At 55.0% G+C, this 12,107-nt stretch carries 10 protein-coding genes and 1 pseudogene; 3 read left to right on the forward strand and 8 right to left on the reverse strand.

Annotated elements, in window-relative coordinates:
• Positions 1 to 31 precede the first annotated feature (31 nt).
• The gene (locus ACOTX5_RS23335; RefSeq protein WP_045911365.1) at positions 32 to 1,975 is read right to left on the reverse strand and encodes a bifunctional 2',3'-cyclic-nucleotide 2'-phosphodiesterase/3'-nucleotidase; all 1,944 of its coding nucleotides are present in this window, start codon (positions 1,973 to 1,975) and stop codon (positions 32 to 34) included.
• 190 nt (positions 1,976 to 2,165) lie between these two features.
• Between ACOTX5_RS23335 and cysQ the strand changes: the two genes are divergently transcribed.
• Positions 2,166 to 2,906, forward strand: coding sequence for a 3'(2'),5'-bisphosphate nucleotidase CysQ (gene cysQ / locus ACOTX5_RS23340; protein ID WP_015572488.1), 741 nt, complete (start codon positions 2,166 to 2,168; stop codon positions 2,904 to 2,906).
• On the opposite strand, the gene ACOTX5_RS23345 is transcribed toward cysQ, so the two are convergent.
• Positions 2,900 to 3,457, reverse strand: coding sequence for a YtfJ family protein (locus ACOTX5_RS23345; protein WP_017383934.1), 558 nt, complete (start codon positions 3,455 to 3,457; stop codon positions 2,900 to 2,902). The two genes, cysQ and ACOTX5_RS23345, sit on opposite strands and share 7 nt — an antisense overlap.
• A gap of 324 nt (positions 3,458 to 3,781) precedes the next feature.
• Here ACOTX5_RS23345 and ACOTX5_RS23350 point away from each other — a divergent pair, with 324 nt between their 5' ends.
• Positions 3,782 to 3,988 (forward strand): DUF1107 domain-containing protein, encoded by a 207-nt coding sequence (locus ACOTX5_RS23350; protein ID WP_003856054.1) that lies wholly within the window; start codon positions 3,782 to 3,784, stop codon positions 3,986 to 3,988.
• A gap of 76 nt (positions 3,989 to 4,064) precedes the next feature.
• Here ACOTX5_RS23350 and ACOTX5_RS23355 read toward each other — a convergent pair whose 3' ends face one another.
• The 6 genes from ACOTX5_RS23355 to ACOTX5_RS23380 form a co-directional block, all read right to left on the reverse strand.
• On the reverse strand, positions 4,065 to 5,402 hold the full coding sequence (locus ACOTX5_RS23355; RefSeq protein ID WP_006810357.1) for a hemolysin family protein: 1,338 nt from the start codon (positions 5,400 to 5,402) through the stop codon (positions 4,065 to 4,067).
• Between the two features lie 193 nt (positions 5,403 to 5,595).
• The gene (locus tag ACOTX5_RS23360) at positions 5,596 to 7,140 is read right to left on the reverse strand and encodes an MFS transporter (RefSeq protein WP_045911366.1); all 1,545 of its coding nucleotides are present in this window, start codon (positions 7,138 to 7,140) and stop codon (positions 5,596 to 5,598) included.
• Between the two features lie 69 nt (positions 7,141 to 7,209).
• Complete coding sequence (locus tag ACOTX5_RS23365) at positions 7,210 to 8,232, reverse strand: Gfo/Idh/MocA family protein (protein ID WP_047726874.1); 1,023 nt, start codon at positions 8,230 to 8,232, stop codon at positions 7,210 to 7,212.
• Positions 8,233 to 8,241: 9 nt separating this feature from the next.
• The gene (locus ACOTX5_RS23370) at positions 8,242 to 9,309 is read right to left on the reverse strand and encodes a Gfo/Idh/MocA family protein (protein ID WP_017383930.1); all 1,068 of its coding nucleotides are present in this window, start codon (positions 9,307 to 9,309) and stop codon (positions 8,242 to 8,244) included.
• A 2-nt stretch (positions 9,310 to 9,311) separates the two neighbouring features.
• The gene (locus tag ACOTX5_RS23375; RefSeq protein ID WP_017383929.1) at positions 9,312 to 10,490 is read right to left on the reverse strand and encodes a Gfo/Idh/MocA family protein; all 1,179 of its coding nucleotides are present in this window, start codon (positions 10,488 to 10,490) and stop codon (positions 9,312 to 9,314) included.
• A 15-nt stretch (positions 10,491 to 10,505) separates the two neighbouring features.
• The gene (locus tag ACOTX5_RS23380) at positions 10,506 to 11,657 is read right to left on the reverse strand and encodes a Gfo/Idh/MocA family protein (protein ID WP_015572494.1); all 1,152 of its coding nucleotides are present in this window, start codon (positions 11,655 to 11,657) and stop codon (positions 10,506 to 10,508) included.
• A 192-nt stretch (positions 11,658 to 11,849) separates the two neighbouring features.
• Between ACOTX5_RS23380 and ACOTX5_RS23385 the strand changes: the two are divergent.
• Positions 11,850 to 12,002: pseudogene (locus tag ACOTX5_RS23385) on the forward strand (LacI family DNA-binding transcriptional regulator); the annotation flags it as partial.
• Positions 12,003 to 12,107: the final 105 nt, after the last annotated feature.

The raw sequence follows: 12,107 nt of genomic DNA on the forward strand, positions 1-12,107 counted from the left end.
AAGGCGAAGCCGCCACCCGGCACAATCATCGCTACCTGCTCAAATCCACCTGATAAATCGCGAACCCAATATCATCCGTCGCGACCTTTTGCATCGGATACTGCGCCTTATCCTTGATAAACGCGGCTGCTTTATCGGACGGAGATGTCTCAAAGCGAATATCCAGCTTAGTGTCGCTGTGGATCGGCGCAAGTCGCCAGTTGTTATCCACCGCCGGATGAATTTCACCCGTCTTTTTCGACTCCGCGCTGATCCACGCCGCCAGCACCGAACGGTTCTCATCCGGCGAGGCAAAGGCGATGTGGCTGTCACCCGTACCGGCAAACTTGCCGCCATAGGCGCGGTAGTTGTTGGTCACCACCAGGAAAGTGGTATTCGGATCAATCGCTTTGCCGTTGAAGGTCAGGTTTTTGATACGTTCTGCCTGCGGATTAATGGCCTGACATTCGCCGTCATATTTCGCGGGCTGGGTAACGTCAATCTGATATTCCACGCCGTCGATCACGTCGAAGTTGTAGGTGCGGAAACCGTCCCAGTTAATCAGCGACTGCGGTTTGCTGCTGTGCGGATCGATCTGGTTGAACTGCCCGGCAGAGCACTCCAGCCACTCCTTCACCTCTTTCCCGGTAGCTTTCACCACCACGAGGGTGTTGGGATAGAGGTAGAGATCGGCGGCATTACGGAAGGTCAGTTGGCCTTTTTCCACCTCAACGTAGCTGGCCGGATCGTTCTTCCGCCCGCCCACTTTGAATGGCGCCGCGGCAGACAGTACCGGCAGATTTGCCAGATCCGGATCGCCCTGAATATAGTGCTCCGCATAGGCTTTCTGCGCCATGTTGACTACCTGCACGGTCGGGTCATCCTGTACCAGCGCGAGGAAGCTGTATATGTTATCAGCCGATTTACCGATCGGCTTGCTGACAAATTCACGCGTCGCGTCGTGGTCATGCTTCAGGACGTCGACCAGCTTTTTATCTTCCCCTGCCAGAGATTTTTTGGCCGCTGCGTCGTAGATCGGACGCGCTTCCGCTTTCGACTGCGTGACTTTCCAGCTTCCGCTGTCGTTATTCAGCACCAGATCCACCACGCCAAGGTGGTCGCCCCACATGCCCGGCATCACCGATGGCACACCGTTGAGCGTCCCTTTTTCGATGTCCGCGCCTTTGATATCAGCGAAATCTTTGCCCGGGAAGACGGCGTGGGCGTGACCAAACAGGATCGCATCCACGCCCGGCACCTGGCTGAGATAGTACACGGAGTTCTCAGCCATCACCTGATACGGGTCGGCCGAGAGGCCAGAGTGCGCCACGACGACGACCACATCCGCCCCTTTCGCCCGCATCTCCGGCACGTATTTGCGCGCGGTTTCGGTAATGTCGTTGACGGTCACTTTCCCGTCGAGGTTGGCTTTATCCCACGTCATGATCTGCGGCGGCACAAAACCGATATAGCCGATTTTCAGCGTCTGTTTTTTACCGTCCTGGTCGACAACCTCGGTCTCTTTAATCAGATAAGGGGTGAAGAGCGGCTTCTTCGTCTTAACGTCGATGATATTGGCGTTAACGTACGGGAATTTTGCACCTGCCAGCGCGTCGTGCAGGTATTTCAGGCCGTAGTTAAATTCGTGGTTGCCCAGGTTGCCGACGGTATAGTCCAGCGTATTCATTGCCTTATAAACAGGATGGATCTCGCCTTTTTTCAGCCCCTTCGCCGCCATGTAGTCGCCGAGCGGGCTGCCCTGAATTAAGTCCCCGTTATCGACCAGCACGCTGTTTTTCACTTCACCGCGGGCGGCGTTGATCAAACTTGCCGTGCGTACCAGTCCGAATTTTTCCGTAGGGGTATCTTTGTAGTAATCGAAGTCCATCATATTGCTGTGCAGATCGGTGGTTTCCAGAATACGGAGATCCACCGTCGCTGCCTGAACGCTTGCCGCAATCAGCGTTGCCAGGAGCGTTGCGCTAAACTTAATCATCTGAGGAGTCCTTTTTTCGATCCAAGCCACAAAAGAATATGTATGTAGTATTTGTTGCTTACAGAAGTGTGAATGCTGCCAGAAAAAAGGGCGCTGAAACCAGAATTGCTTCACAGATAGCGGAATTGTTCACATTACGATATAACTAAAACAATAAGTTATGCCCACTGCGTTAACGAAGAGGTGGAGAATGTTAGATAAAATTTGTCAGCTCGCACGGGATGCGGGTGATGCCATTATGCAGGTGTACGACGGTGCGAAACCGATGGATGTTGTCAGCAAAGCGGATGACTCCCCGGTGACGGCGGCGGATATCGCGGCGCATGCGGTGATCCTGAAAGGTTTGCAGGCCCTGACGCCGGATATTCCGGTCCTTTCTGAAGAAGCGCCCCAGAGCTGGGATGAACGTCAGCACTGGCAGCGTTACTGGCTTGTCGACCCGCTGGATGGCACGAAAGAGTTTATCAAGCGTAACGGTGAATTCACCGTCAACATCGCCCTGATTGAAAAAGGAAAAGCGGTGCTTGGCGTGGTTTACGCCCCGGTGATGAAAGTAATGTACAGCGCGGCGGAAGGTAAAGCCTGGAAGGAAGAGTGCGGCGTGCGTAAGCAGATCCAGGTGCGTGATGCCCGTCCTCCGCTGGTGGTGATCAGCCGCTCGCACAGTGACAGCGAGCTGGAGGAGTATCTGCAACAGCTGGGTGAACACCAGACGACGTCGATTGGCTCGTCGCTGAAGTTCTGTCTGGTGGCGGAAGGGCAGGCGCAGCTGTACCCCCGTTTCGGGCCGACGAACGTCTGGGATACGGCGGCAGGGCATGCGGTGGCGGCGGCCGCTGGCGCGCATGTGCATGACTGGCAGGGTAAGCCACTGGACTACACCCCGCGCGAGTCATTCCTGAATCCGGGCTTCCGGGTATCACTTTACTGAGTCAGTAGCTTATGCAGCAGGGCAACCACCTGCTGCACCTCATCCTGCGTCAGCGCGCCGTCTTTAACCCACTGTACGCGACCGTTTTTGTCCAGCACGACAATCGCTGAACTCTCTTCTTCCAGCTGCCACGCCTTACGCGTCACGCCGTTGCTGTCGACAATAAACTGCGACCAGGGATAGAGCTTCTTATTGCTCTCAAGGCTTGAGCGCACAAACATCCCGGAGCCGGGAATCGCGTCGTCGGTGTTCACGATGGTGGTGGTCTGGTAGCGATCGTGCGGGAGTTTTGCGGCTTTGATCGCTTCCACGAGGGTGGCATTTTTCTCTTTAGCGGATGTACGTCCGGCAATATGTTGTACAACTCTCACTTTGCCCGCAAGCTGCGCGCTATTCCAGGCTTTATAGCTAAACTTATCATTGTCGAGAATCAATTCTCCCCGGTCAGCAATCCCGACCGGCGGGACACGTTGTCCTTTTTCAATGTTGTGTGCGGAAGCCATCAGCGGCAGCAACAGGCAAGCTGCTGCCAGGAGGTTACGTAGGGTCATGGTGTTTCCTTATTGTTAGCAGGTGATCCGACCACTTGGTCATGCGCTTTTAATCATAAGTGCGATCAATAGGCTTTTCCCGCAATCCCGATGCCAGTTTGCGGGCGAACGCACATATCCATGCAAAAACGACGGCATATACTGCGCTGTATCACGCTTTGCAAAGATTATTCTGAATAATTGTAATCAAACGGTAAATAAACTTATGCACACTGGGTAAGTACGAGGTTCTGGTCTATAGTCATTGGGCATCAAAATTTGCGCTCAGGACAGTCGGGCCGATTGTGGCACCGCAAGAGCGTATGATTCGCAGGAGATACAAGAATGAAAATTTTCCAACGCTACAACCCGCTTCAGGTGGCGAAGTACGTGAAGATCCTGTTCCGTGGACGGTTGTACATCAAGGATGTTGGCGCTTTTGAGTTCGATAAGGGCAAAATCCTTATCCCAAAAGTGAAGGACAAACAGCACTTGTCTGTGATGTCCGAAGTCAACCGTCAGGTTATGCGTCTGCAAACTGAGATGGCTTAACCAACGTGCTATGCAGTAGTAGTTAAAAAGACGGCTCCCGATGGGAGCCGTTGATGTTTGTGGGACATACAAAGGATTACGCCGACACCTTCTCTTCGGCATCCGGCAGTTTCGGCACCAGCACGGTCGGTTTGCTATCAATACGCGTTACCAGCAGCTGGTCGATGCGGTAGTTATCAATATCCACCACTTCAAACTTGAAGCCGGAGAACTTCACCGAGTCGGTACGTTTCGGGATTTTGCGCAGCATAAACATCATAAAGCCGCCGATGGTCTCGTAGTTGCCGGACTGCGGGAACTCGTCAATGTCGAGTACGCGCATGACGTCTTCAATCGGCGTACCGCCATCGATGAGCCATGAGTTCTCATCACGCTGCACAATTTGCTCTTCCAGCCCCTGGCCGACCAGGTCGCCCATCAGGGTCGTCATAACGTCGTTGAGGGTGATAATGCCCACCACCAGCGCGTATTCGTTCATGATCACCGCGAAGTCTTCCCCGGCGGTTTTGAAACTTTCCAGCGCTTCGGAGAGCGTCAGGGTATCCGGCACTATCAGGGTGTTGCGGATCTGCACGCCGCTGTTCAGCGCCAGGCTCTGGTTGGCCAGCACGCGGTTCAGCAGGTCTTTGGAGTCCACGTAGCCGATGATATGGTCGATATCTTCGTTACAGACCAGAAACTTGGAGTGCGGATGCTGCGCCACCTTGGTCTTCAGGCTCTGCTCGTCTTCATGCAGATCGAACCAGATGATGTTTTCACGGCCGGTCATGGAGGACGGCACGGTACGGGATTCCAGTTCGAAAACGTTCTCAATCAGCTCGTGCTCCTGCTTGCGCAGCACGCCTGCCAGCGCCCCGGCTTCCACCACGGCATAAATGTCATCGGAGGTGATGTCGTCTTTACGCACCATCGGCAGCTTGAAGATGCGGAAAATGACGTTCGCCAGGCCGTTAAAGAACCACACCAGCGGACGGAACACGTACAGGCAGAAGCGCATCGGGTTGATGATACGCAAAGCCACAGCTTCTGGCGCAATCATACCGATGCGTTTCGGGGTCAGGTCCGCGAATAAAATGAACAAGCCGGTGACCAGGGAGAAGGAGAGGATGAAGCTCAGCTGCTCGGCCAGCTCTACGGACATGTACTTAACAAAGAGGCTATAAAACGCCGGAGAAAACGCTGCATCGCCCACGATACCGCCAAGGATGGCGACCGCGTTCAGGCCAATCTGCACCACGGTAAAGAACATGCCGGGGTTTTCCTGCATTTTCAGAATGCGTGATGCGTTGATGTTGCCCTCGTCGGCAAGCAGCTTCAGTTTGATTTTACGGGAGGCAGCCAGCGAGATCTCCGATATCGAGAAAAATGCACTGACGGCAATAAGACAAAGTATTACTAAAATACTGTTTAACATAGTTTATCCGGCTTCTCGCCAGATCCTCAGAAGGGGAGTTGATACCATTCGTGTGAAGACACATTGAACTCAGCTCGTAGCGTTGAGCCGATTATTTCAGCGGTAGTATAGCGTAAAGACGTGTAAACCTGCCAGAGGTCACGTTTTCGGCAAAAAAAGCCGGACCGGCATGGGGCCGATCCGGCGGGAAGGGCTATTTCACGGTGGATAAGTTTTCGCCCACAGCCAGGCGTGTGGCATCGCCGCCCCAGACCTGATCGTACTCATAGCCTGTCAGCTGTTTGATGACCACACGGGTGCTGGCGTCGCAGTCGCGATAGTCGCCACCGAGCTTCCGACGCGCGATCTCCTTGAGCAGCACCTTATGCGTCTCGCGGGTCAGCTTAAATTTGTAGGTCGCGAAGAAGCTCACTGCCAGCAGCGCGGCGGTGGCAAAAATCATCAGGCCAATTATTGCTCCCAGCGCGCTTTCAGGCTGTGCGCCACTGCCTTTCACAAAACCGGACTCCTGCAACACCAGGCCGATAATCATAATCGCAATGGCGACGGTGCTTTTGCGGGTCAACACCATTACGCCAGCGAAAATGCCTTCCCGGCGCTGCTGCGTGACGATCTCGTCGATATCCGGAATAAAGCTATAAATATTCCACGGAATGTAATAGAGGCCGGAACGGGCTGCACCCAGCAGGATGAAGACGGCGGAGAACAGCAGCGTTGGCACTTCTGTTTTGGTGAGATAAACCGTAAACAGGAATGCCAGCACCAGGAAAATGCAGCTATACGAAAGGCGCAGTGCGGCGGAAGGGGTTATGTTCAGCTTGTTGAGTAACAGCATAAATCCGTACGTGCCCGGCACGGAGGCAAACGCCGCAATACTTAGCCAGCCGGACACTGCTGCCGCATCCTGACTCAGGCAATACACCACGTAATAGGTAAAGACTGAACCAAATACGTCCATCGCGGTGAAGGAGAAAATATAAATAAGAATATGCAGGCGGAAAGCGCGAATACGAAAAGAAGAGAAGAGATCCAGCACCAGATATTTGAGGTGATTAATTACTCCGCTGCTGCGCTGGGTATCAACTTTGAAGTCATACTCCTGATGCACATCTTTTGCTTCCCAGGTGCTGTACCAGGTAATAAATACCGCGATGCAAAAGACGCAGGAAAATATCAGTCCGGTTAGCGTGTAGGTAAAGGAATTATCTTTGCCGGTAAATTGCATAATCACGCCCGGAACCGACACCGCAAGAAAACCGCCCAATTGCGAGCAGATCATCCGTACGCCCGACAGGCGGCTGCGCTCTTCATAGCGGTTGGTCATCTCCGCGGCGAGGGTTTCCCACGGCACCAGCACCATCGCTGAAAGCAGTTCGATGGAAAGATAGGTGCCCAGGTAATACCAGTAACCCATGTCCGTCAGCCACAGCAGAGCATAGAGGAACATTAAGGGAGAGCTGAGTAATAAGAAGAAACGACGACGGCCAAATTTACGCCCAAGCCAGGTGTCGCCGAAATTGTCGGTGATGTAACCCATTATCGGGCTTAATACCGCGTCAATGACGCGGGCAATAGCAAATATAGAGCCGGCTTCCACGACGGATAATCCGCAATAGGTGGTGTAAAAAAATAACAGCCAGGTGCCGATAATGGCGAAAGCGCCTCCGCCAAAGAGGTCGGTTATGCCGTAGCCAAGCGCCACGCCATAACCCACTCTGCGTTCAGTTGGTTTAACCATAATAATATCCAGTGTAGGGTAGATGTAGAGGTTGTATTTTTATTGCACTGCTGGACTACACGTGACGTTCTAATTATTAATATCTATCCATTGTCTTAACTGAGATGACCGATAAAAAGCCTCCACAATCTTGAGTGATTTTCCGGCGGTACAAATATCGGTAAAATCCGTACTCTCCGGGTGATGAATAGCGTGATAAAAATGGCGGATCGCCTGCTGGTGTCCTGATCCCCAGTAACTTTTTGCGGTGCCATCGGGAGAGGCATCGCTTTCCAGGCGAAATCGTTCGCCGGGCGTTATGCGCCAGAGCGTGTTGTCGTTGAGCAGCAGTGAGCCGCGCTCGCAGTGGATCTCCAGACAGAGGGGGGAATCCGTGGTGTGGCAGTTGCTGGCATAAAACAGACCGCGCGCACCGTTGGTAAAGTGAAGCGTGGCCATCGCGCTGTCTTCCCCTTGCGTGACGTCAGCCAGTTCCCCGCTGTCGACTACCCCCTTCAGCCGCGTGACGCCACCCGCAAACCACTGCATCAGATCGAGGGTATGGATCGCCTGGTTGATTAGCAGGCTTCCGCCTTCCGTTGCCAGCTGCCCGCGCCACGGGCTTTCCGTGTAATACGCCCCCGAGCGGGACCAGGTCAGCACAGCTTTGATACTTAACATCTTTCCCAGTACGCCTTCCGCCAGCTCCTTGCGAATGCGCAGGCTGGTCGGATTGAGCCGGTTCTGGTAGCAGACGCCGAGCCTGCCGGGTGCCTGCGCGGCGGCAGAGGCAATGTCGGCAAGCTCGCTGCTGTTCATGCCCACCGGTTTTTCGCAAAAGACATGTTTCCCGGCGGCCAGCGCCGCCAGAATCATGTTTTTGTGCTCGAAGTGGGGCGTGCAGATATGCACCACGTCGATGCTGTCATCCAGCAGCATTTCCCGGTAATCCTGATAAAAGCGGCACTGATAGTTCATCGCCAGCTTCAGTCCTTTGACGCTGTCGATATCGACCAGCGCGCGCAGCGCGACATTGGGGATTTGCCTCAGGGCATTCACATGGCAACTGTGAATAGCCCCGGCACCGATAATCGCCGTGTTCAGGATGTTCATGTCGTCCCCTTAGTCAGCTGCGTTTGCGAGCATTTGTGCTTTCACGCACAGTTCGGCAGCTTTGAAAGCATGCGCCTGAGTCATGGCATTTTCGGTGCGGTGCAGGCAGTCGAGGATCAGTTCGCCAAAGTACGGGAACCCAACCTGCCCGGCCACAGGATAGCGGAACTCGCCCTCGTTATTGACGAGGTAGACGACATCCTGCTCACCCCGGGTGAGATCGACATATTTACGGATCTCGATATACCCGTCGGTACCGAGCAGCGTCAGGCGACCATCGCCCCAGGTGGAGAGCCCGTCAGGAGTGAACCAGTCACAACGGAAATAGCCGCTGGCGCCGTTTTCTCCTTTGAGCATGGCGTCGCCAAAATCTTCGAATGCGGGATACTGCGGGTGGTTAACGTTGCGCACCTGGCTGGCGACCACGGTGGCGTCGCGGTTGCCGGTATAAAACAGGAACTGCTCGATCTGGTGGCTGCCGATGTCGCACAGGATGCCGCCGAAATAGCGGCGATCGTAGAACCAGTCCGGGCGGCCAGTCCCTTCCCGGTGCGGCCCCATGCCCAGGGTTTGCACCACGCGACCAATGGCGCCTTGCTGTACCAACTGCCCGGCAAAGACCGCGCTTTCCACGTGCAGACGCTCGCTGTAGTAGACCGCGTATTTTTTCCCGGTTTTCTCCACCATCGCTTTGGCGTCTGCCAGCTGTTCAAGGGTGGTGAGCGGCGCTTTGTCCGTGAAGTAGTCTTTGCCAGCCGTCATCGCCTTCAGCCCCAGCGCACAGCGTTCGGAGGGGATGGCCGCCCCGGCCACCAGGCGCACGTCGCCATCGGCGAGAATAACGTCCAGGGAATCAGCCACCTTCACCTGCGGGTACTGCTGAACAAACGTGTCCACTTTCGCCGGATCGGGATCGTAAACCCACTTCAGCGTGGCACCTGCTTCAATCAGGCCATTACACATTCCGTAGATATGGCCGTGGTCGAGCGCGGCGGCGGCAAATACAAATTCACCCGCCTGCACCACCGGCTGCGGTTTGCCCACCGGCGCGTAGTTCATTCCGTCATTCTTGTTCATGGTTACAGTCCTCGATCCAGATCTTTACCCAGAGGGATAGCGCCCACTTCGCTGAAGTTGGCGACGCTTGCGGATTTTTCATAAAAACGGGGGGCGAGGGCGTTCGTCCCGCCGGTACGGTAAAACGGATCATCGCGGCCAACAGGCAGGGAAACGACACTGCGGGTAATGGCTGATTTATACATCGCAGTAATCAGCTCCAGCGAGCGCTTACCCTGCACGCCGTCCACCAGCGGGGCCGTACCGCGCTCAATGCTCTGAAGCAGGTCGTTAATCTGCCCGGTGTGCAGAGTCCATTCGAGCCTGGGCGTCGCCTGGAAAACGGCATCAAGCAGGGCTTCTCGCTCAATATCGTTGGTCTCCTGCGGGAAGCCGTTGTCAGCACTCACGCTGGCATAAGCCTGCCATGGGGCGGAGATGCGCGCTTTATCACCCTGGATAATGATCTTCTGATCTTCCCCGTGGTGTACTACCGAGGCGGTAAGCTGGGTGAGTGCGCCGCTGGGGTATTTGAATATCGCGGCGCTAAGGTCTTCCACTTCGGCGTTGTCATGGGCCACGTTGGTCATCATCGCCACCACCTCAGACGGGAAGCCGAGCATCCACTGAATGGCGTCAATATGGTGCACCGCGTGGTTCAGCGTGCAGCCGCCCCCTTCCTTTTCCCACGTGCCGCGCCACCACAGGTCGTAGTAGCAATGTCCGCGCCACCAGAAGGAATCCACCTGCGCATGGCATATTTTTCCGGCGAGGCCGGAATCCAGCGCCGCTTTTAAGCGCCAGAAGGCATCGGTAAAGCGGTTCTGGGCAATAATGGAGAGCGTTTTTCCGCTGGCCTGCTGGGCGGCGATCATCGCATCACACTCCTCCAGCGAGGCGGCCATCGGTTTTTCACACAGCACATGGCAGCCGGCATGAAGCGCATCAATGCTGATCTCCGCATGGACATAGGGCGGGGTGCAGACGTCAACGATATCGATGGGAAGCGCATCCTCCAGCAACTGCCGGTGGCTGGCGTACACGCGGGCGTCCGTCAGGCCGTAACGCGCTTTTTTCTCTTCCGCTTTCTCGGGATAGATATCAACCAGCGCAACGATCCGGCAGCGCTGTCCAAACTGCAAATAACCCTGAATATGGTTATGGGAGATATTTCCTGTTCCCACAATGGCGACATTTAACATCGATTTTCTCCGGTGTTACCAGGTACCCGCGGCATCCAGCGTGATGCTGGTGGCCCCTTTATCTACAGAGGTGCTGATGCGCTGCTGAAGCAGGCGCAGGTATTGCTTTTCGTTTAGCGGTAGCTCAACCCAGTCGTCCGTCCAGGTGGAGAGGTGCATGGCGTTAGAGAGGGTTAAACCGCGAATGCCGTCCAGACCCGGTGCAATCAACGGCTCGCCGCGCAGCACGGCGGCGCAGAAGTTGGCGGTGATGACGTGGTGCTCGCTGTATTCCGGGGCTACAGGGACAGAAACCTCCCAGCATTCCGGCTCACCGAAGCCATTCTGCCAGCGAGCGTTAAACTCGGTTTCCGATTCGCGCAGCCGCCAGTAGCGCAGTTTGCCCTCGTCGACGACCACTTTGCCGCGATCGCCGACAATCTCCAGGCGGTTGGTACCTGGTGTTTCCGCGACGGTGGTGATGAACACGCCGGTCGCGCCACTGGCATATTCGGCGTAGGCTGTCACCTCGTCTTCCACTTCGATATCGCGATGCTTACCGAACTGGCAAAACGCGCGCAGACGAACCGGCATGCCCACCAGCCACTGCCAGAGATCGAGCTGGTGCGGGTCCTGGTTGAGCAGCACGCCGCCGCCTTCCCCTTTCCAGGTGGCGCGCCAGCCGCCGGAGTTGTAGTAACTCTGCGAGCGATACCAGTTGGTGATGATCCAGTTGGAGCGGCGGATCTCGCCCAGCTCGCCGCTGTCGATCAGATCTTTCACTTTCTGATACAGCGGGTTGGGCCGCTGGTTATACATGATGCCGAACACCACGTCGCACTCCCGGGCGCAGGCGTTCATCTCCTGGACCTGCGCGGTGTAGACGCCTGCTGGCTTCTCACACAGGGTATGAATGCCGTGGCGCATCGCCAGCATCGACAGGTGCGGGTGATCGTAATGCGGCGTGGCGACAATGACCGCATCGATAAGCCCGCTCTGGAGCATTTCCTGCGCATCACTGAACAGCGGAATGCCGCCAACCAGCTGCCGAATGGCCGGATGCTTTTCCGGCGCGTTATCGCACACCGCCGTAAGGCAGGCGTCGCTGACGGTTCCGGCCAGTAAATAGCGTGCGTGGACCGTACCGATATTACCTATACCAATAATGCCAAAACGTACCTTCTCCATTTCTCACCTTAATTTCAGTCAAAAAGCGTGATGACCGAAAAATAGGAAAGGCGAGACGTAGCGACAATGTGTTTTTGTGAGAATACTCGCAAGGTGAATAAGTAAACTCCAACCATTTTGAAATTTGGTTTTAAAATCAAAGCGCTGTTTCTGCAAATATTTGCAAAAACTGATTGAGAGCGAGGTCACACTATGCCGGGCAAGTTAAAAATGGAGGAGATCGCATCCCTGACGGGATATTCCGTGAGCACGGTTTCCAGGGTGTTGAGCGGCAAGTCTTATACCAGCGATAAGGCCCGGGAAGCCATTGTCCGCATCGCACGGGAGCTTGGCGCTGATGAATCCCCTAATGATTTTGGTAAAAATCATTAAGTTAAGGTGGATACACATCTTGTCATATGATCAAATGGTTTCGCGAAAAATCAATAATCAGACAACAAGATGTGCGAA

Origin of the sequence: Enterobacter cloacae complex sp. IR5441 (assembly GCF_049238215.1) — a bacterium.
Classification (GTDB): Bacteria; Pseudomonadota; Gammaproteobacteria; order Enterobacterales; family Enterobacteriaceae; genus Enterobacter; species Enterobacter hormaechei_C.